This is a genomic window from Methylobacterium sp. (genome assembly GCF_019745455.1).
Taxonomy (GTDB): domain Bacteria; phylum Pseudomonadota; class Alphaproteobacteria; order Rhizobiales; family Beijerinckiaceae; genus Methylobacterium.
Window position 1 is genome coordinate 16,763 of the sequence record NZ_JAIETD010000077.1, and the last position, 18,394, is coordinate 35,156.

The 18,394-nt window shown below is 68.0% G+C and carries 19 protein-coding genes and 2 tRNA genes; 7 read left to right on the forward strand and 14 right to left on the reverse strand.

The annotated features are described in order from the left end of the window. The first annotated feature begins 31 nt into the window (after positions 1-31). From K2Y56_RS16455 to K2Y56_RS16470, 4 genes are all read left to right on the forward strand, one after another. Entirely contained in the window at positions 32-1,084 is a 1,053-nt protein-coding gene (locus tag K2Y56_RS16455) for a GGDEF domain-containing protein (protein WP_292509764.1), read from the forward strand. A gap of 82 nt (positions 1,085-1,166) precedes the next feature. Continuing rightward, a complete protein-coding gene (locus tag K2Y56_RS16460; protein ID WP_292509766.1) occupies positions 1,167-1,574 on the forward strand; it encodes a thiol-disulfide oxidoreductase DCC family protein in 408 nt (135 codons plus the stop codon). 75 nt (positions 1,575-1,649) lie between these two features. Beyond that, the gene (locus K2Y56_RS16465; protein ID WP_292509768.1) at positions 1,650-2,306 is read left to right on the forward strand and encodes a DUF1345 domain-containing protein; all 657 of its coding nucleotides are present in this window, start codon (positions 1,650-1,652) and stop codon (positions 2,304-2,306) included. A gap of 91 nt (positions 2,307-2,397) precedes the next feature. Then, complete coding sequence (locus tag K2Y56_RS16470) at positions 2,398-3,312, forward strand: bestrophin family protein (protein ID WP_292509770.1); 915 nt, start codon at positions 2,398-2,400, stop codon at positions 3,310-3,312. A gap of 7 nt (positions 3,313-3,319) precedes the next feature. On the opposite strand, the gene K2Y56_RS16475 is transcribed toward K2Y56_RS16470, so the two are convergent. Continuing rightward, positions 3,320-3,562 (reverse strand): hypothetical protein, encoded by a 243-nt coding sequence (locus K2Y56_RS16475; RefSeq protein ID WP_292509772.1) that lies wholly within the window; start codon positions 3,560-3,562, stop codon positions 3,320-3,322. Between the two features lie 179 nt (positions 3,563-3,741). Beyond that, entirely contained in the window at positions 3,742-3,888 is a 147-nt protein-coding gene (locus K2Y56_RS16480) for a hypothetical protein (RefSeq protein WP_292509774.1), read from the reverse strand. A 286-nt stretch (positions 3,889-4,174) separates the two neighbouring features. Between K2Y56_RS16480 and K2Y56_RS16485 the strand changes: the two genes are divergently transcribed. Beyond that, entirely contained in the window at positions 4,175-4,585 is a 411-nt protein-coding gene (locus K2Y56_RS16485) for a response regulator (protein ID WP_292509776.1), read from the forward strand. Positions 4,586-4,600: 15 nt separating this feature from the next. On the opposite strand, the gene eno is transcribed toward K2Y56_RS16485, so the two are convergent. Continuing rightward, positions 4,601-5,887 (reverse strand): phosphopyruvate hydratase, encoded by a 1,287-nt coding sequence (eno, locus tag K2Y56_RS16490; RefSeq protein ID WP_292509778.1) that lies wholly within the window; start codon positions 5,885-5,887, stop codon positions 4,601-4,603. A 228-nt stretch (positions 5,888-6,115) separates the two neighbouring features. On the opposite strand from eno, the gene queF reads away from it, so the two are divergent. Next, complete coding sequence (queF, locus tag K2Y56_RS16495) at positions 6,116-6,565, forward strand: preQ(1) synthase (protein ID WP_292509780.1); 450 nt, start codon at positions 6,116-6,118, stop codon at positions 6,563-6,565. A gap of 84 nt (positions 6,566-6,649) precedes the next feature. Here the strand turns inward: queF and K2Y56_RS16500 are convergent, their stop codons facing one another. The 11 genes from K2Y56_RS16500 to K2Y56_RS16550 all read right to left on the reverse strand — a co-directional run bounded on the left by K2Y56_RS16500 (position 6,650) and on the right by K2Y56_RS16550 (position 18,029). Continuing rightward, positions 6,650-6,949 (reverse strand): hypothetical protein, encoded by a 300-nt coding sequence (locus K2Y56_RS16500; RefSeq protein WP_292509782.1) that lies wholly within the window; start codon positions 6,947-6,949, stop codon positions 6,650-6,652. Positions 6,950-7,027: 78 nt separating this feature from the next. Beyond that, positions 7,028-7,876: a 3-deoxy-8-phosphooctulonate synthase gene (gene kdsA, locus K2Y56_RS16505; protein WP_292509784.1), complete on the reverse strand. Its 849-nt coding sequence runs from the start codon at positions 7,874-7,876 to the stop codon at positions 7,028-7,030. A gap of 8 nt (positions 7,877-7,884) precedes the next feature. Beyond that, positions 7,885-8,406, reverse strand: a complete 522-nt coding sequence (locus K2Y56_RS16510; RefSeq protein ID WP_292509787.1) for a hypothetical protein — start codon at positions 8,404-8,406, stop codon at positions 7,885-7,887. A 43-nt stretch (positions 8,407-8,449) separates the two neighbouring features. Continuing rightward, positions 8,450-8,905 carry a hypothetical protein gene (locus tag K2Y56_RS16515; protein WP_292509789.1) on the reverse strand — a complete coding sequence of 152 codons (456 nt, stop codon included), beginning with the start codon at positions 8,903-8,905 and terminating at the stop codon, positions 8,450-8,452. A 303-nt stretch (positions 8,906-9,208) separates the two neighbouring features. Next, positions 9,209-10,732 (reverse strand): Do family serine endopeptidase, encoded by a 1,524-nt coding sequence (locus K2Y56_RS16520; protein WP_292509793.1) that lies wholly within the window; start codon positions 10,730-10,732, stop codon positions 9,209-9,211. Positions 10,733-10,824: 92 nt separating this feature from the next. Next, a complete protein-coding gene (locus K2Y56_RS16525; RefSeq protein WP_292509795.1) occupies positions 10,825-11,577 on the reverse strand; it encodes a DUF2459 domain-containing protein in 753 nt (250 codons plus the stop codon). A 226-nt stretch (positions 11,578-11,803) separates the two neighbouring features. Next, positions 11,804-14,533 carry a valine--tRNA ligase gene (locus tag K2Y56_RS16530; protein ID WP_292509798.1) on the reverse strand — a complete coding sequence of 910 codons (2,730 nt, stop codon included), beginning with the start codon at positions 14,531-14,533 and terminating at the stop codon, positions 11,804-11,806. A gap of 84 nt (positions 14,534-14,617) precedes the next feature. After that, positions 14,618-15,295 (reverse strand): PopZ family protein, encoded by a 678-nt coding sequence (locus K2Y56_RS16535; protein WP_292509801.1) that lies wholly within the window; start codon positions 15,293-15,295, stop codon positions 14,618-14,620. A 228-nt stretch (positions 15,296-15,523) separates the two neighbouring features. Then, the gene (locus K2Y56_RS16540) at positions 15,524-16,948 is read right to left on the reverse strand and encodes a TolC family outer membrane protein (protein ID WP_292509803.1); all 1,425 of its coding nucleotides are present in this window, start codon (positions 16,946-16,948) and stop codon (positions 15,524-15,526) included. 186 nt (positions 16,949-17,134) lie between these two features. Then, positions 17,135-17,782, reverse strand: coding sequence for a protein-L-isoaspartate O-methyltransferase (locus K2Y56_RS16545; protein WP_292509806.1), 648 nt, complete (start codon positions 17,780-17,782; stop codon positions 17,135-17,137). A gap of 173 nt (positions 17,783-17,955) precedes the next feature. Continuing rightward, positions 17,956-18,029: transfer RNA gene (locus tag K2Y56_RS16550), tRNA-Cys, on the reverse strand. A 228-nt stretch (positions 18,030-18,257) separates the two neighbouring features. Between K2Y56_RS16550 and K2Y56_RS16555 the strand changes: the two genes are divergently transcribed. Continuing rightward, positions 18,258-18,333: transfer RNA gene (locus K2Y56_RS16555), tRNA-Asn, on the forward strand. Positions 18,334-18,394 lie beyond the last annotated feature (61 nt).

The window sequence follows — 18,394 nt, forward strand, 5'->3', positions numbered from 1 at the left end:
TTGTAGGGTGGTGGGACGAGGGTTGCTCTCGATGAACGTTGCCGTCCGTGCCGGTTCAGGCCGCGACTTCGAGCAGACGATGCTTGAGCAAGACGATTCCTCGGACAGGGTAGAGATTCAACGTCTGAAGGCTGCACTTGCTTCACAGGCGGCTGCGCTCGCACATGCCCGCAAGATCTTTGAACGTGCTTCGGCCGCCGCGCGTATCGGCGTCTGGGAATGCGCCCTCGACGGCGAAGAACTCACCTGGACTGACGTCGTCTACGACCTCTACGACCTGCCGCGCGGCTCCGCCCTCGACCGGGCTGCGATCCTGCGGCTCTACACCCCGGAATCGCGCAAGGTGCTTGAAGCCACCCGCTCCCGTGCGATCGCCGAAGCGGGTGGCTTCTCCCTCGATACCGAGATCGTCACGCAGAAGGGCAACCGGCGCTGGATCCGGATCACCGCCACGGTGGAGTACGAGGGAAAGCGCGCCGCCCGCATCTTCGGAATGAAGCAGGACATCACCGAGGAGAAGAACCTTTCGGACAGGACGCGCTATCTCGCCGCGTTCGATCCCATGACGGGTCTCGCCAACCGCGCAACCTTCCAGGAGGCGCTCTCCCGGTGGGACCGTGCTGCAGGCGCCGGTGCGCTCCTCCTCGTCGACCTCGACGGCTTCAAAAAGGTCAACGATACCTTCGGGCACAAAGCCGGCGACGAGTGCCTCTGCGAGGCCGCCGCTCGGCTGCGCGACACCTGCTCCGCAGCCGGCCTGGTCGCACGGATCGGCGGCGACGAATTCGCTGTCCTCCTGAAGGAGGAGGGGCCTGCCAAGGCGGAAGACCTCGCTCGCCGGATCGGCGACAGCCTGCGCCGCCCGATCGAGGCCGGGGAGATGACCTACCGGCTCAGCGGCTCGGTCGGCATCGCCTTGCGCGATGGGAGTCCCTCCGAAACGCTCTTCGTGATGGCCGATACCGCCCTCTACGCCGCAAAGGCCGCCGGGCGCGACACCTTCCGCCTCTATGCCCCCTCCGTCGGGCAGGCGATCGAGCGGCGCAGGCGAGCCCACGACCTCGGACGCCGCCTGCTCGCGTGAGCGAAGCGGACCGGCGACGACCCGACGCGGCGCCGCGCCGGCGTCGACGCCCTACATCGCGTCCCGAAGACAGAGGAACGGTATGGACGCGCAGCCAGCCCTGACGGTGTATTTCGACGGGGCCTGCCCGCTCTGCGCCCGCGAGATCGCTCTCTATCGGCGCTGCCGCGGCGCCGAGCGGGTCGCCTTCGTCGACGTGTCGGCCGATACCACGCTCGGGGACGGTCTCAGTCCCGCCGCTGCGCTGGCTCGGTTCCATGTCCGCGATGCCGATGGCGGCCTCGTCTCGGGGGCGAGGGCCTTTGCGCGGCTGTGGGCGCATCTGCCCGCCTGGCGGCCGCTCGCGCTGCTCCTGCGCCTGCCCGGTGCCCTTCTGTTCGCCGAACTGGCCTACCGTGCCTTCCTGCCGTTGCGTCCGCATCTCGCCCGAATCCTTCCGGCGCCGGCGGTCGGATGCACCGAAGCCTGCGGGCGGCGAGCCAAACCCTGACGCCCTCTGGCGCCAGGCTAGACTGCATCATATGGGCAGGGCATTCGCCGATGCGCTGATGTCGGAGCCTTGTCGATGATCAACCCGCTGCGCGCGTTCTGGATGCGTCCGCGCCTCCTCGGGGCGATGGGACTGACCATCGTGCTGGCGGCCCTGTTGCCCCTCGCCTCGGTTCCCGTGCGTCTGCTGACCGGATGGTGCCTCGGAGCCCTCCTCTATACCGGTCTCGTCGTCGCCAAGGCCGCGTCGCAGCCGCGCGATGCCATGCGCAGCGAAGCCTCGCGTCTCGACGACAGTGCCACGGTGATTTCGATCTTCGCGATCCTTGCAGGCGCTGCGAGCTTCGGAGCGGTCGCCCTGCTGGTCCTCGGCGAGCAAGAGCCCGAGGCGATCCGGGGCGCCCGGCTGGCCCTGGCCGGGCTGACCATGCTGTGCACCTGGGTCTTCGTTCAGGTCGTGTTCGCCGTCCACTACGCGCATCTCTATTACGGCGAGGGCGAGACCGGCGAGAGTCGCGGCGGCCTCGACTTCAACGGCGATCCCGAGCCGGATTTCTGGGACTTCCTGTACTTCTCCGTGACCATCGGGGCGACCTCGCAGACCTCCGACACGGACATCACCTCGAAGAGGATGCGCCGGCTCGTGACGGTTCAGACCGTCTACGCCTACCTGTTCAATACGAGCGTGTTGGCGCTCGGGATCAACATGGCGGCCGGCTTCGCCCAGCGCTGAGCCCGCGCCGTCGGGTTGACCGCGTTTCCGCAGGCACCGATGGAGAGGTGCCGGGCGAGGAAACGCCGGCAACCGCCCTCATCGAGGCAGCATGGTCGTCCGTCCCCGTCCCAGCCTTTTCGCGCTCTTGTTCGCCGTGCAGGGCTCGATCCTGCCACGGGTCGCGCCGAAGATCCTTGGCATCTCATCGAGCGCGCTGGCCGTCGTCGCGGTCGAGCGGGTCTGGCCGGAGCATTTCCAGGTTGGTCCCGGTATCGCTCCCTTCACGCTGATCGGCATCGCCCTGTCGATCTTCCTCAGCTTTCGCAACGGAGCCTGCTACGACCGCTGGTGGGAGGCGAGGCGCGCCTGGGGGACGCTGATCCTGGAGACGAGGGGCCTGGCGCGGGTCCTGCCGGCCGTCCTCGGCCCCGAGCAGGAGGCGCTCTGGCGCCAGAGTCTCCGGCGCGTCTCGGGCTTCGCTCACGCCCTGCATGCCAGCCTGCGCGGCACCGGAACGGAGACCGAGGCGGCGCGACCCTGGCTCCCCGCCTCCGAGGCCGACGCGGTTCACCCGAGCCCGGCCGATGCGACGCTCGCGGGCTTGAGCCGCGACCTCGGGCGCGCGTTCCGCGCTGGAAACATCAGCGACATCGTATTCGGGATGCTGGAACAGAAGATCGCGGCGCTGGCGCAGGTGCAGGTGGTCTGCGAACGCATCCAGAACACACCCCTGCCCTTCGCCTACACGCTGCTCCTCTACCGGACGGCGTGGCTCTATTGCCTGCTCCTGCCCTTCGGCCTCGCCGGCACCCTGGGCTGGGCGACCCCGGTGGCGACAGCCCTCGTCGCCTATACCTTCTTCGGCCTCGATGCCCTTGGCGACGAACTCGAGGAGCCGTTCGGGACCGAGCCCAACGACCTGCCCCTCGACGCGATGCTGAGGCAGGTCGAAGGGATTGTTCTCGATGCCCTCGGCGAAGCACCTCCCCCTCCTCTCCGTCCCGAGAACTCGGTCCTGAGCTGAGCGGCGGTCACGCGTCTTTGCGGTCCTCTGCGCCTTCGATCTGAAGGGTTGCGCCGATGCCGTTCAGGCATTGGGTGATCCGCTCCTCGGTTTCCGGCGTAAGGCCGCGCACCCGCAGGTGCAGCGTCGTCGCGGTCCCGCCGGACGCGGTCAGGGTATAATCGAGGCCCTCGCTCACGAGCTGGCGGAGGAGGTTGTCGGCCGCTGAGCACATGCCTTCCATGTGCCGACGCGCAAGGTCCTGATCCAATCCGTGTCCTCTCGAAATGACATCGCACGATGCCCGGTTTCACCCCCGATTCCCACGCCAATCCTGGCGGAAGGTGAATGGTTCTGGTTCCCGCGGTGACCCCGCTGCCGGTGCCCGCCACGCCTGCCGCGGGTGGGTTACCATGGGACGGCTTTCCGGTCCCGCTCGAGCGGGACCGATCAGTCGAGCTGGGTTAGAATCGTGACCATTCCGAAGATCAGGACGGAAAGGACGCAGACCGCCAGCAGGATGAGAGCGGCGCGGGACTCGCGGATCGGATCGTCTGTCATGGTGCCAAGGCTAGCCTGGATGCCGGCAAAACGCATCCGGCCGAATCCGCGATCAAGCGCCTGAGCTTTGTCTCGGGACGCGGCGGATCATCTTGTCATCGCGACCAGCGGCATGGCGATGCCCCGTCATCGCTCACCGGCAAAGCCGCTCCTTGCCTGCTATCGGCCCAGATGCCCTTATAAAAGGCAGCGCCTTTACTTCGTATGGTCAAGCTTATTCTAGGCATCGTCGAGGTCTTAACGGTCCATTAACCTCGTTATTTCTATTGTGTATCTTGGGCAGAACGAGAATCGTTCAGCCGGTTCGCGCAGGATCGCCAGCATGTCCGCCTCGTCCCGCCGCCCCCTCGTCCTGCTTCTCGCCGGCGACGAACTCACCCGTCGCATCAGCACCAGCAGCCTCGAAGCCTTCGATTACGAGGTTGTCAGCGCACGCACCGCCGAGGAGGCCGAACGGCTCCTCCTCTCGCTCCACGGTCAGCGCCGCGTCGATGTCTTGGTGACCGATGTCGACGTGCGGGACGCCGTCGACGGGCTCGCTCTCGCCAACGTCGCCCGATGCCTCGATCCCACCGTCAGCGTGATCTACACCGCCCGCCTGCCCTACCGTATCCCGGAGAACCAGAAGGTCTCCGGCGCGCCATGCCTGCGCACGCCCTATCACGGGCACCAGCTCGTCGGCCTGATCGGCGGCCTGCGCCTCCCCGCCGCCGGCAGCCGCGCGGCGGCGTAACGGAAAAGCGCGTTCTCAGCGCGCGACGGCCTTGATCGCTGCGCGGCCGGCGTAGCGCCCCTGCGTGTCGAGGCCTTCCTCGATGCGGATGAGCTGGTTGTACTTGGCCAACCGGTCGGAGCGGGCGAGCGAGCCGGTCTTGATCTGTCCGCAATTCGTCGCGACCGCGAGATCCGCGATGGTGGAATCCTCGGTCTCGCCAGAGCGATGCGACATCACCGCGGTGTAGCCGGCGCGCTGAGCCATATCGACGGCCGCGAGGGTCTCGGTGAGCGTGCCGATCTGGTTGACCTTGATCAGGATCGAGTTCGCGGTGTTTTCCGCGATGCCGCGCGACAGGCGGGTGACGTTGGTGACGAAGAGGTCGTCGCCGACGAGCTGGCAGCGGTCGCCGACGCGCTCGGTCAGGAGCTTCCAGCCGGCCCAATCGTCCTCGGACATGCCGTCCTCGATCGACAGGATCGGGTAGGCGTCGACGAGGCCGCCGAGGTAGGCGACCTGCGCCTCGATATCCCGGGTCTTGCCCTCGCCCTCGTAATGGTAGGCGCCGCCCTTGAAGAACTCGGTGGCCGCGCAATCGAGCGCCAGCACCATGTCGCTGCCGGGCTTGAAGCCGGCGGCCGCGATCGATTCCATGACGAAGTCGAGGGCCGCCTCCGCGGAGGGGAGGTTCGGGGCAAAACCGCCCTCGTCGCCGACATTGGTGTTGTGGCCGGCCTTCTTCAGCGCGCCCTTGAGGGTGTGGAACACCTCTGCACCCATCCGCACCGCTTCGGCGATCGAGCTCGCGCCGACCGGCATGATCATGAATTCCTGGAAGTCGATCGGGTTGTCGGCATGCGCGCCGCCGTTGATGATGTTCATCATCGGCACCGGCAGCACCCGTCCCTGCGTGCCGCCGACATAGCGGTAGAGCGGCAGGCCGGAGGTCTCGGCCGCCGCCTTGGCGACCGCAAGCGACACGCCCAGGATGGCGTTGGCGCCGAGCCGCGCCTTGTTGGGCGTGCCGTCGAGCTGGATCATCGCCTCGTCGATGGCGATCTGGTCCTCGGCATCCATGCCGCCGAGGGCATCGAGGATCTCGGAGCGCACCGCCTCCACCGCCTTGCGCACGCCCTTGCCGCCGAACCGGGATTTGTCGCCATCCCGCAGCTCCATCGCCTCGTGGGCGCCGGTGGAGGCGCCCGACGGCACGGCAGCACGGCCGAAGGAGCCGTCCTCGAGAAGCACGTCGACCTCGATGGTCGGATTGCCGCGGCTGTCGAGGATCTCGCGGGCGGCGATGTTGGTGATGGCGGTCATGGAGACCTCTCGGGCAAAGGCTTCGGACGGTTCGGATGCGGGGTTTGCCGCAGCCAGGCGTCGAGGCTTATCCGTCAACCTCCAGCCTCGGGCAAGCGCCGAAGGGCGGGGCGCATTACCGTCTCGCTTTCACAAATGTTTGCGGGCGGGATCAGAAAATCTGACGCGCCCCCTTGGTAATGCAGCGCGCTGCGATTGCGCTATAAGCTGCCCATGACGAGCGACCCCATGACGAACGACACTCTGCAACTCGGCCAGATCACGCCCAATCCGGAATCGCCCGAGACCGCCCGCCTCGATCGCGTGCCGAACCCACATCCCGATACCGATTACCTCGCGCGGTTCACCGTGCCGGAATTCACCTCGCTCTGCCCGGTGACGGGCCAGCCGGATTTCGCGATCCTGGTGATCGACTACGTGCCCGACCGGTGGCTCGTCGAGTCGAAGTCGCTCAAGCTCTATCTTGGCGCCTTCCGCAATCACGGTGCTTTCCACGAGGATTGCACGGTGGGAATCGGCCGCCGCCTCGTCGAGCTCCTGGCGCCGCGCTGGCTGCGCATCGGCGGCTACTGGTACCCGCGCGGGGGCATCCCGATCGACGTGTTCTGGCAGACCAGTGCTCCCCTCGCCTCGGTCTGGCTGCCGGACCAGGGCGTGCCGCCCTACCGGGCGCGCTGAGGGCAAGAGGCGGAATGGTCCAGGCCATGAAAAAAGGCGCCCGGCAAGAACCGGACGCCCTTTTTTGCAGTGACCGACCGTCGATCAGTAGCCGTAACCGTATCCATAGGCCGGCCGGCCATATCCGCCGCGGTAGTACTGATCGCGCGCCGCGCCGGCCGCGATGGCACCGGCCGCGAGACCCGCGATGCCGAGGCCTACGGCAGCGCCGGTTCCGATGCCGCGGCGACCGCCGCGATGGGCATAACCCCCGCGGTGGCCGTAGCTGTGTCCGTAGCCGCCACCATGGCCGTAGCCGTAGCCGCGCGGACGCGCGTCGGCGCTGGTGGCCACGAGGGTGCCCATCGTCAGGGCGGCGGCAGAAATCAATGCGAGCTTGCGCATGCTGACCTTCATCATCTGTTGCGTGCTTAGAGCAGATAACGGGTCGGCATCGCGGATGGTTCCGGCTCAGCTGCCTTCTCAGTTCATCTTGGCGAGCCGGTCGAAGGCCTGGAGCCTCTTCACCAGGGCGGGCAGCTCGGCAAGCGGGACCATGTTCGGTCCGTCCGAGGGCGCGTTGTCAGGGTCGGGATGGGTCTCGATGAACACGCCCGCCACGCCCACCGCCACCGCGGCGCGGGCGAGGACCGCAACGAACTCGCGCTGACCCCCGGAGGTGGCGCCCTGGCCGCCCGGCTGCTGCACCGAATGGGTCGCGTCGAACACCACCGGTGCGCCGCCGGTGACCGCCGCCATGGTGGGCAGGCTGCGCATGTCGGAGACGAGGGTGTTGTAGCCGAAGGACGCGCCGCGCTCGGTGACCATCACGTTGGGGTTGCCCGCCCCCGTCACCTTGGCGGCCACGTGCTTCATGTCCCAGGGCGCCAGGAACTGCCCCTTCTTGACGTTGACGACCCGACCGGTGGCGGCGGCGGCGAGCAGCAGGTCGGTCTGCCGGCACAGGAAGGCCGGGATCTGCAGGACATCGACCACGGTCGCGGCCTCGGCGCATTGCCCGGCCTCGTGGACGTCGGTGAGGATCGGCAGGCCGAAGCGGTCCTTGATTTCGGCGAAGATCGGCAGCGCCTCCGCGAGACCGAGGCCTCGGGCGGTGCTGCCCGAGGTGCGGTTGGCCTTGTCGAACGACGCCTTGAAGACGAGGCCGATGCCGAGACGCTCGGCCATCGCCTTCAGCTCGCCCGCGATCATGACCGCGTGATCTCGGCCTTCGAGCTGGCAGGGTCCGGCGATGAGCGCCAGGGGGCGGTCGTTGGCGAAAGCGACCGGGCCGGCCATCACGACGGCGGGGGAGAGCGGGCTCTGCGACATGCGCCGCTCTAACCCAGCGACGCGGCGGCGGGAAGGGCGGCCCGGCGGCGCAGGACGACCGGGCGGTTCGGGACGAGGATGCAGACCGTGTGGTCGTTGGCCAGCGCATCCCGCCTCGGGCCGGTCTCGCAGCGGAGGGCGGCGCGGCCGGTCTGACCTTCGCGGGGAGCATCGGCGAGCAGCGAATCCTGGTGCAGCTTCAGGGCCAGGATCTCGACATCCTCAGGACGGGTTCCGGTCAGTCCCTGCGCGGCGAGCCCGATCAGCACGAAGTAGTTCCGCCGCGGCAGGCGCTCCACCGCTCCGAACACCATGCGGCTGTTCTTCCCGCAGGTCAGGCTCATCCTGTCGGCATCGGCGGCGCGGAAGACCGCGAGGGGGCCGGTCCGGCCCGCAAGGGAGGCGCCGGTGGCCCGGATCATCCGCGCCGTGAGCGCGTCGCAGGAATCGGCCGCGCGGCTACTTCCGGTGCCGGCAAGCAGCAGAAGCACGCCGAGGGCGGTACAGGTTACGTGGCGGGACCCGATCATACTTTGGGATCTAGCCCAACCGGCTCGTTGCTTCCATCGCCCTTCAGCGCGAGACGGGAATCGATCCCGTCGTCTCGCCCGGGCACGGCATGTCCGGGCGGGAACGCAGGATGCGCGGAAGCCGCAGTTCGCGTGTGCCGCTGGCATCCTCGAGAAGGCCCGTCAATGCTTCGGTTTCCATGCGTCCGCGGAACGCGACCGGCCCCTGAGACGTCTCGAACGCGAAGGAGACGGACCGGTTGTCGTCGACGGAAACGGTCTCGATGCGGATCGATCCGGCCGTAGCCGCCTCATAGGTGAGGACATCGCCGTTGGGCGAGCGCCTGAGCGTGATACGGCGGCCGGTGCGCTCGCCGTCCGCGAGACAGAGATCGGCATAGACGTAGGTGCCAGACGCCCACGGCTTCCCGATCCAGGCCATGGCCGCCGACGGCATCCCCACGAGCCCGGCAATGGTCAGCGCCGCGGCCAGGGCAAGGGTCTCGATCCGAACGGTCATGAATGTCTCCCGCTCCATCTGCCGCACGGTGGCCTCTCCGTGTTTCCCGATCGCGTCGGCGTTCCCTCGGGATCGCCGCGGGCGCAGAGCCCGGGCTTCAACCCCCACGAGGCAAGAAGGATGCGACGGGCGATGCCGTTCGTCGCCGCGGGGGCGAAGAACGGTCACGATCTCGCCAGCCATGATCCTGCGAGCTAGGAGAGCGAATCCAGATCGAGCCCGCCGGCGATTCCAATCGGATACGAGAAAAGCCGGCCCAAGGGCCGGCTTTCTTCGTGATCGGACGGAGGAATGCGCGTCGGCTCAGCCCGCCTTGTTCAGGGCCACCGCCACGAAGCGGGTGACGCCCTTCGCATTGCGGACCCGCATCAGGACGGCCTTGCGACCGTTGGCCTCTGCGCTGCGGATGCGCTCGGCGACCTCCGAGGGCTTCGAGACGGCGGAGCCGGCGACATCGAGGATGATGTCGCCCTGCTCCACGCCCTTGGCGGCGGCCGGCCCGTTGGGGTCGACCTCCATCACGGCGACGCCCTCCTCGCCGGCACCGACCTCCGCCGCCGGAGCGAGGCTGAGACCGAGGCGGGGCTGGCCGTCGCGGGTGCTGCCGCGGCGGTTGTCGTTGCTGGCCGAGGACGTGTCGTTCGGCAGCGCGCCGAGCTCCACCGTGGCCGTGTCGGACTTGCCGCCGCGCAGGTAGGCGAGATCGACCTTGGCGCCCGGCTTGAGGCCGGCGATCTTGCGCGACAGCTCCTTGGCGTCGTTGATCGGATTGCCGTTGACCGATTCGATCACGTCGCCAGACTTGAGCCCGGCCTTGGCGGCCGGCGTGCCCGGCTCGGCATGGTCGACGAGGGCGCCCTTGGCCTTGTCGAGGCCGAGGCCGTCGGCGATGTCCCGCGTCACCGGCTGGACCTGGACGCCGAGATAGCCGCGGGCGACCTTGCCGTCTGCGCGGAGCTGGTCGACCACTGCCTGCACGGTCTCGGCCGGGATCGCGAAGGCGAGGCCGACGCTGCCGCCGGACGGCGAGGCAATGGCGGTGTTCACGCCGACGACCTCGCCGCCGACGTTGAAGGTCGGGCCGCCCGAATTGCCCTTGTTGATCGGCGCGTCGATCTGCAGGAAGTCGTCATAGGGACCCGCGCCGATATCGCGGCCGCGGGCCGAGACGATGCCGGCCGTGACGGTTCCGCCGAGGCCGAACGGGTTGCCGATCGCCACGACCCAATCGCCGACCCGCGGCGCCGTCTTGCCCAGCGAGACGTACGGGAAGGTGCCGCCCTCGGTGATCTTGAGGAGCGCGAGATCGGTCTTCGGGTCCTTGCCGATGACCTTGGCGTCGAGGGTGCGGTTGTCGTCGAGGGTCACCTGCACGGTCTTGGCCTTGTCGACCACGTGGTTGTTGGTGACGACGTAGCCGTCGGCCGAGATGATGAAGCCCGAACCCATGCCGCCGCGCTGCCCGGGCCTCTGCGGCTTCTGGCTGCCGGGGCCGCCCTGGCCGTTCTGGCCGAAGCGCTTGAGGAACTCGCGCAGCTGCGGCGGAGTGTTCTGCATGCCGCCGGGGCCGTCGTCATCGTCGCTGCTGGACGTGTCCTCGAGCTTCACCTTCACGGCGACGACACCGGGCTTCACCTTATCGACGACATTGGCGAAGGAGCCGGGCGGATGCTCGGGCGCCTCGATCGGGGTCTTGGGAAGGGCCTGGGCGATGGCCGGCGTCGTGGGCTGGACGAAGGTCACGCTCGCGGCGCCTGTCGCCATGAGGGCGGCCGCGGCGACGGAAGCGAGCGCATTGCGACGGAAACGGTTGGGCTCGGCGGACATGAGTGACTCCGGATCTGCTGGGCGGGCGCCGTTGGGCGACGCCTTGATCCGACATCTAAAGCCTTCGACCTGACCCCATCGTGGCGCCAAGATTACGGTTTGGACAGGTTGGGCAACCTCTCGGCGCCCGCGCGCCAGGCGAGATCGGCGAGGAGCCCGGCCGGATGGGTGTCGAGAACCGGCGTGATCGGAAGACCGGCGGCGTTGAGGAGCCGGGCCGCCCAATGGTTGCAGACATTGAGCGCGGAGAACCGGCCTTCGCCCTCGTAGAACAGGCTCGGCCCGTAGAGCCCCGGCCCGCCCGCCACCGGCTGGCCGCCCTGAAGGCGGAAGCTCGCATCGAGGCGAGCGAGCAGCCGGGCGAGGCCCGCCTTCGAGACCCGGATCGGAACGATGTCGGAACGGGGAAAGCTTGTCCGAATGTCCTGTTCCAGCCCCACCACCTGCACGATTCCGGCCCGTCCGCCCGGCGTGAACAGGGCTTGCAGGGCGAGCCGCGCATCGAACTGCGCCAGCGTCGGCGTCGCCCGGTAGAACCGGGCCTCGCCCCAGCCGAACTCGATCCGTGGATAATCGCGAAACCGCGTGGCGATGTTGCGCGTCGCCGCACCCGCGCCCTCCCCGGTCAGGGCCCCGCGCGGCAGGACGATGCCGGAATGCCAGCCGTGGCCGACGAGGTGGATGATCTCGGAGTCCTCGCCGGTCGGCGGATAGAGCGCAGGATCGCCGGGACTCGCCGTGAGGAGAACCGCGAAGACGAGGACGACGAGACAGCCGGCGAGACCGGCCCCGATCCGGCGCAGGAGCTTGGCGAGGCGGGAGCGGCGGGGCGAGGAGATCAGCATTTGGAGGTCGTGGTCAGGACAGCGCCTCGGAGCGATCATCAAACCCGTCATTCCGGGGCGCCGAAGGCGAGCCCGGGATCCATAGCCGCCAACATCGCCAAGTGAGGCACGAGGCGCCGTTATGGATTGCACGCCTCCGGCGCGGCCCTCCGGGCCCGAGTTCCGCAGAGTTCATCCTTGGACCGGCCAAAGGGCGGATCCGGAGGCCGGAATGACAGGGCGGGATTCACTCCGACAACCGCGTCAGCGCTTCGCGGATCTTCTCCAGCCTTGCGGCTTCCCCGTCCCGGCGCTCGCGCTGTTCGTCCACGACCTCGTCGGGGGCGCGGGCGAGGAAATCGGCGTTGCCGAGCTTGCCGTCGATCTTGGCGATCTCGGAGGCCGCCTTCGCCGCCTCCTTGTTCAGGCGGGCGACCTCGGCGGCGAGATCGACGATGCCTTCCAGCGGGAGCGCCGCGACCGTGCCGCGGACCAGGAGCTGGACGGCGTTGCGCGGGGCTGCCTCCGCAAAGCCGATCTCGGAGAGGCGGGCGAGGCGCAGGAGCGTGTCGCCCCAGCGCTCGACCCGTGCCCGCGTCGCCGCATCCGCCGCCACGAGCATGAGCGGGATCTGCGCTGCCGCCGGGACGCTGGTCTCCGAGCGGGCCGAGCGGATCTCCGAGACGAGGTCGACGACCCAACCGACCTCGGCTTCGGAGGACGGATCGTCGAGGCTCGACAGGTCGGGCCAGGGCGCCAGCGCCAGGAGGCCGCGATCCGGGAGACTCTCGCCCTTGATCGCCCACAGCTCCTCGGTGAGGAAGGGCATGAAAGGATGCAGGAGCTTGGCGATCTGGTCGATCAGGAAGGCGACCGTGGCTTGAGTCTCGGCCTTGGAGGCGGCGTCGCCCTCGCCCTGGAGGACGGGCTTGGCGAGCTCCACGTACCAGTCGCAGAAGATGTTCCAGACGAAGCGGTAGGCGGCCGCCGCCGCGTCGTTGAAGCGGTGCGCTTCGAGCGCCGCCGTGACCTCCGCTACCGCGCGGGCGGCCTCGCCGAGCGCCCAGCGGTTGAGGCTCTCTGTGGCCGCCTCTGGGCGGTAAGCAGGATCGAGCACGCAGCCGTTCATCTCGGCGAAACGCGAGGCGTTCCAGAGCTTCGTCGCGAAGTTGCGGTAGCCCTCGACCCGGTTGACCGCGAGCTTGATGTCCCGCCCCGGCGCGTTCATCGCCGCGAGGGTGAAGCGCAAGGCGTCGGCGCCGTATTGATCGATGAGCCCGAGCGGGTCGACGACGTTGCCCTTCGATTTCGACATCTTGGCGCCGGCCGCATCCCGCACCAGCGTGTGGAGGTAGACCGTGTCGAACGGCACCCTGTCGGTGACGTGGAGGCCGAGCATCATCATCCGGGCGACCCAGAAGAACAGGATGTCCTTGCCGGTCACCAGGGTGTTGGTCGGGTAGAACCGCGCGAGTTCCGGCGTTTGGTCGGGCCAACCGAGGGTCGAGAACGGCCACAGGGCGGAGGAGAACCAGGTGTCGAGAACGTCTTCGTCGCGGCGCAGGGCAACGCTGCGGCCATGCTTGGCCTCGGCCTGAGCCAGCGCCTCCGCCTCGGTCTCGGCGACGAAGATGCCCCCGTCCTCGTCGTACCAGACCGGGATCTGGTGGCCCCACCAGAGCTGGCGCGAGATGCACCAGGGCTCGATGTTCTCAAGCCACTGGAAGAAGATCTTCTCGTAGTTGGCGGGCACGAACGTCGTCTGCCCGTCGCGCACGGCCTGGAGCGCCCGCTCGGCGAGCGGCTTCACGTTCACGTACCACTGGTCGGTGAGATAGGGCTCGATGACGACGCCCGAGCGGTCGCCATGCGGGACGGCGTGGGTGTTGGGCTCGATGAGGCTCAGGCGGCCGCGCTCCTCCATCAGGGCGACGACGCGCTTGCGGGCCTCCTCGCGCGTGAGGCCATGGAGGGCCAGCGCCTCCGGATCGGGCGAGGCGTTGCTAAGAAAAGGCTCGTTGCCGTCGAGCGTTATCCGCGCTTCCGCATCCAGGATGTTAATCGGCGTGCAGCCCGCGCGCTTGCCGACCTCGAAATCGTTGAAGTCGTGGGCCGGGGTGATCTTGACGGCGCCGGTGCCCTTCTCGGGGTCGGAGTAGCTGTCGGCGACGATCGGGATCAACCGGCCGACCAGCGGCAAGCGCACATGCTTGCCGACGAGCGCGGTGTAGCGCTCGTCGTCCGGGTGGACCGCCACCGCCGTGTCGCCCAGCATGGTCTCGGGCCGCGTCGTCGCGACGGTGATGACCGCGCCGGTCTCGGCGCCCGCCTCGTCGACGACCGGATAGTCGAAGTGCCAGAGATGGCCCTTGACCTCGACCTGCAGGACTTCGAGGTCCGAGATCGCGGTCTGGAACTTCGGGTCCCAATTCACCAGGCGCTTGTCGCGGTAGATCAGCCCCTTGGCGTGGAGGTCGACGAAGGTCTTCGTCACAGCGCGGACCATCTGGTCGTCGGGCGCGCCTGAGAGCCCCATGGTAAAGCGCTCGCGCGACCAGTCGCAGGATGCCCCTAACCGCTTCAACTGGTTGACGATCGCCCCGCCCGATTCCGCTTTCCAGGCCCAGACCTTCTCGACGAAGGCCTCGCGGCCGATCTCGCGCCGGCCGGGCTCCTGCGCCTCCATCATCCGGCGCTCGACGACCATCTGCGTCGCGATGCCGGCGTGATCGGTGCCCGGCTGCCACAGCACGTCGCGCCCGCGCATGCGCTCGAACCGGCACAGCACGTCCTGCAGCGTGTTGTTGAGGGCGTGGCCCATGTGGAGCGAGCCCGTCACGTTCGGCGGCGGGATCACCATGGTGAAGGGCTTTGCATCGGCGCGCTCGGGCCGGCCGGCCTTGAAGGCCTCTCCCGCCTCCCAGGCGGCGGCGACGCGCCCCTCGACGGCGGCGGGGTCGAATGTCTTGTCCATCATGGGCGGAATACGGGCCAAACAGGCGCGGGGCGTCGCGCCGGCCCGCTTTCAACCCGTCAGGGCGTCCGCGTCAACACGAAGGGGCTAGCGCCCGCGGGCGACGCGCTCGATCTCGGCCCGGACCAGGCGTTCGACCATCACCGGCAGGTTGTCGTCGAGCCAGGATTTCAGCATCGGCCGCAGCATGTCCTGGACGAGGTCTTCCAGCGTACGGGCCTGATTGGTGAGCACCATGCTCGACAGCATGCTGAAGGCCTGGCCGACGCTGGCATCGGTCATCGCCGAGGTCAGGCGCTCCCTGGCGGAATCCGGCTCCGGCGGGAATTCCTGCCGAACCTCCTTGCGAGACGGCGGCGGTGGCGGCGGAGGAGGTTCCGGCGTCAGGGGCTCGTCCCAGACCGCGTCGAATTCCGGCTCCGGCTCCGGCAGGCGAGCAGCGGCGGGTTCAGGCGCAGGGACATCGTCGAAGGAGATGGAATCGAAATCCATCAGATCGGGGGCGACGTCCTGGCGAAAGCCGATCGGCTCCTCCTCGATCTGGACCGGTGCCGGTTTGCGCACCGGCTGCGCCACCTCGGCGAGATCGAGGATGTCGTCGTTCTCGGGGAGGGGTGGTGAGGCGCGGCTCGGCTGCGGATCTTCGGTTTTTGCATTCTGATCGTCGGCGATGATCCGCCGGATCGAGGCCAGGATTTCCTCCATGGAGGGTTCCGTGCCGAGATCCGGGCCCTTGTCCTGCACCTTGGGGCTCGCTGCACTCATACCAACGATGCTCGGGGCTTAAGGTTAAGGAAAGGTTGAATTAGAACCGTCTTCGTCCGCATGGCAATCGGGCACGGTTCTAAGTTCTTGTCTTGTCGCGCGCTCTTCCGCCCAACCGGCAGTCATTTCGGCAGCGTGAGACCTTACCCTTCACTATTTCACGCCTGCGGCCAGAGACAAGGATGCGAGGCTCGATCGCCGGCGTCCGGCCACAGGAAAACGTGTCGGTCAGCGCCCATCAGGCGTACGCACGCCGAACCAGAGATCCTTGACCTGATCGAAATGCTCTTTCGGGCTGTAGATCTCGGTCGGGATCGCGGTGAATCGGACGGTGAGGCGGCCGACGGCCTGGACCACGCCGTAGGAGTTCACGACGCGATCACGCTGCGCGATGATGAGGTTGACGCGCGAGTTCAGCAACTCCTGCTGTGCGTTCAGCACGTCGAGGGTGGTGCGCTGGCCGACGCGGGCCTCCTCGCGCACGCCGTTGAGCGCGACCTCGTTGGCCTGGACCTGGGCCTGAGAGGCGATGACCTGGGCCTTGGAGGCTTCGAGCTGGCCCCAAGCGGTGACGATTCCCGAGCGCACCTGGTCGCGGATGTCCTCGACGTTGATGCGGGCCTCGCCGACCCGCTCCTTGGCCTGGCGGATTTGCGAGTAGGTCAAACCGCCTTCGTAGAGCGGGATCGATATCGAGCCGACGATCGCCGCGGTGACGCCGTTGTCGCCGGGGAACTGGCTGTCGTAGCGCTGGGCTACGGAGCCCTGCAGGCCGACGCGGGGATAGAGCTGGCCTTCGAGAACCTTCACCCTCGCCTCGGCGGTATCCACCGCGTGGAGAGACGCCAGGACCTGGGGATGTTCCTTGAGGCCGATGGTGACGGCGGCGTCGAGGTTCGAGGGCACGTAGCGATCGAGCGGCCGGCCGGGCGCGAGCTGGCGCGGCTCGACGCCGATGCGGCGGCGGTAATCGCCGATCGAGGCGCGCAGGTTGGACTCGGCGGCGCTGACGCTGGAGCGGGCGCCGGCGAGGCGCGCCTCGGCCTGCGCGACGTCGGTGCGGGTGACTTCGCCGACGTTGAAGCGGTCGCGGGTCTGGCGGAGTTGCTCCTCGAGCACCTCGACGTTGTTTCGCTGCAACTCGAGGTTCGCTGTATCGCGCAGGACGTTCATGTAGGCCTGCGCGCCGAGGAAGAGCGTGCTCATCTCGGTGGAGCGCAGAATTTCGCGGGTGTTGAGCACCTGCGATTCCGCCTGCCGGGTCTGGTTGTCGGTCTGAAAGCCGTTGAACAGGGTCTGGTTGATCGTCAGACCAGCGCCGCCCGGCCGCGTCACATTGTTGATCTGCTGCCTCTGCAGACTGCCCTGGAACTGCTGGAGGCCGATATCGGCGCTGAGGGTTGCCGTTGGTCGATAGCCCGACAAAGCCTGGGCGACGCCTTCGTCGTCGGAGCGCAGTCTGGCCCGGCTCGCATTGAGAACCGGATTGGCGCGGTATGCACGTGCCAGGGCGCTCTCCAACGTCTCGGCCCCAGCGGGGACGGCCATGGAGAACGTCAGGCCAACGAGTGCCAGCCTGCCAAGCGCGGGAGCGACGCTGGCGATGAGCGAGTGCCCAGCGCGCGTCGCGGAGTTCCGTTTACTCACGTCCATCAACCCTTGCGGTCTCTCGATGAACCGGTTGGCCGTCTGTCACGGCCGCGGCGCTTTCGGCGCGATCCGGGTAGCCCGCCTCGATCTGCAGCTTAGCAGAGCTGGGGTAACTGGGCACTTAGCGCAGGAGTGCAGGCCGAGATTCGCCAGGAGGTGCCGTATAAAAGCGACACTTGGCCTTGCGCGTCAGAAGGCGAAGCCGGCCTCGGCGGTGAATTCCGGCAGGGCCGGCAGGGTGGCATCGAAGAGGGGGCGGGAGCCGAAGGCTGCGCCTGCCCGAACGAAAAGGGTCGCCTTGGCAGCGCGGTCCCGCCCCATCACGCATGCGAGACGCCCGCCGTCCGACAGGAGGTCGAGGAGGGTCTGTGGCCTGACCTCGACCCTGCCGTTGACCAGGATCGCATCGAACGGCCCGGCATCCGCCGCCCCGGAATCGAGGGGCGCTTCCATGACCGTGACCCCGGGCCTGTCCGCGAGGCGCTCGCGCGCGCCAGCGGCCAGCGCCGGATCGGGTTCGAGGGCGACGCCTTTGGCGCCGAGGGATCCGAGGATGGCGGCGCCGTAGCCGTAGCCCGCGCCCACATCGAGAAAGCGCTGGCCCGGACCCGCCGCCAGCGCCTGGATCAGGCGCGCCAGCAGCATCGGGGCCGGCATCACGCGTTGCGGTCCGAGCCTGAGGGCTTGGTCGATATAGGCGAAATCCTCGCGGCCGTGCGGAACGAAGCGTTCGCGCGACACCGTGTCGAAGGCATCGAGCACCGCGACGTCGTTCACGTCGAAGGTCCGCAACTGGCAATCGACCATGAGGCGTCGTGCCTGCGCATAATCGAGCATCTGTGCCCTCTCTCCAACGACAGCCTCGCCCACGACGGTTTCCGGATTCAAGCCGTGCGGCGATCCAAGCTCGGGCGGCGAAGGCCGGCGGGTTGTCGTGGATCGGGCGTCAAAACGCAACGCTTTCCGCGGCTCGAAATTCTGTTGGGTGGACGTGCGGAGCAAGGATCGAATGGAGGCCTCGGAGGGAATCGAACCCCCGTACAAGGATTTGCAGTCCTCTGCGTAACCACTCCGCCACGAGGCCTCGTTGGCTAAGGCACTCATGCGAGGGACCTTGCCGTGCTGGTCCGGATCGGGCGGCCGATCCGGGGCGAGCCGGTCATTAGCAGAGGCAAGGGGCCGTGGGCAACGGCGTTCGTGACATCGCCGTCACGGGCAAGCGAGGCCGTCGGTCAGATCGTGACGGATTCGTGAAACACGCCATTCCGACGCTTGCGCCCCGCATCCAGGGTGTGTAGAGACCCCGCCGTGGTCCCCGATAGCTCAGTTGGTAGAGCAAGCGACTGTTAATCGCTTTGTCGTAGGTTCGAGTCCTACTCGGGGAGCCAAGCTTTTCACAAGCTCCTGCAATTCTTCATCTTTTAAGCCTGCGCCCCGCACCTGATCAGA

Bases quoted from the DNA above. Each gene is read 5' to 3' on its own strand.
- K2Y56_RS16540 (WP_292509803.1), bottom strand. From the start codon at position 16,948: ATGGACGTGAGTAAACGGAACTCCGCGACGCGCGCTGGGCACTCGCTC.
- K2Y56_RS16535 (WP_292509801.1), bottom strand. From the start codon at position 15,295: ATGAGTGCAGCGAGCCCCAAGGTGCAGGACAAGGGCCCGGATCTCGGC.
- K2Y56_RS16455 (WP_292509764.1), top strand. From the start codon at position 32: ATGAACGTTGCCGTCCGTGCCGGTTCAGGCCGCGACTTCGAGCAGACG.
- K2Y56_RS16460 (WP_292509766.1), top strand. From the start codon at position 1,167: ATGGACGCGCAGCCAGCCCTGACGGTGTATTTCGACGGGGCCTGCCCG.
- K2Y56_RS16500 (WP_292509782.1), bottom strand. From the start codon at position 6,949: ATGCGCAAGCTCGCATTGATTTCTGCCGCCGCCCTGACGATGGGCACC.
- K2Y56_RS16530 (WP_292509798.1), bottom strand. From the start codon at position 14,533: ATGATGGACAAGACATTCGACCCCGCCGCCGTCGAGGGGCGCGTCGCC.
- K2Y56_RS16510 (WP_292509787.1), bottom strand. From the start codon at position 8,406: ATGATCGGGTCCCGCCACGTAACCTGTACCGCCCTCGGCGTGCTTCTG.
- K2Y56_RS16470 (WP_292509770.1), top strand. From the start codon at position 2,398: ATGGTCGTCCGTCCCCGTCCCAGCCTTTTCGCGCTCTTGTTCGCCGTG.
- K2Y56_RS16545 (WP_292509806.1), bottom strand. From the start codon at position 17,782: ATGCTCGATTATGCGCAGGCACGACGCCTCATGGTCGATTGCCAGTTG.
- kdsA (WP_292509784.1), bottom strand. From the start codon at position 7,876: ATGTCGCAGAGCCCGCTCTCCCCCGCCGTCGTGATGGCCGGCCCGGTC.
- K2Y56_RS16525 (WP_292509795.1), bottom strand. From the start codon at position 11,577: ATGCTGATCTCCTCGCCCCGCCGCTCCCGCCTCGCCAAGCTCCTGCGC.
- K2Y56_RS16480 (WP_292509774.1), bottom strand. From the start codon at position 3,888: ATGCGTTTTGCCGGCATCCAGGCTAGCCTTGGCACCATGACAGACGAT.
- eno (WP_292509778.1), bottom strand. From the start codon at position 5,887: ATGACCGCCATCACCAACATCGCCGCCCGCGAGATCCTCGACAGCCGC.
- K2Y56_RS16520 (WP_292509793.1), bottom strand. From the start codon at position 10,732: ATGTCCGCCGAGCCCAACCGTTTCCGTCGCAATGCGCTCGCTTCCGTC.
- K2Y56_RS16515 (WP_292509789.1), bottom strand. From the start codon at position 8,905: ATGACCGTTCGGATCGAGACCCTTGCCCTGGCCGCGGCGCTGACCATT.
- K2Y56_RS16485 (WP_292509776.1), top strand. From the start codon at position 4,175: ATGTCCGCCTCGTCCCGCCGCCCCCTCGTCCTGCTTCTCGCCGGCGAC.
- queF (WP_292509780.1), top strand. From the start codon at position 6,116: ATGACGAACGACACTCTGCAACTCGGCCAGATCACGCCCAATCCGGAA.
- K2Y56_RS16465 (WP_292509768.1), top strand. From the start codon at position 1,650: ATGATCAACCCGCTGCGCGCGTTCTGGATGCGTCCGCGCCTCCTCGGG.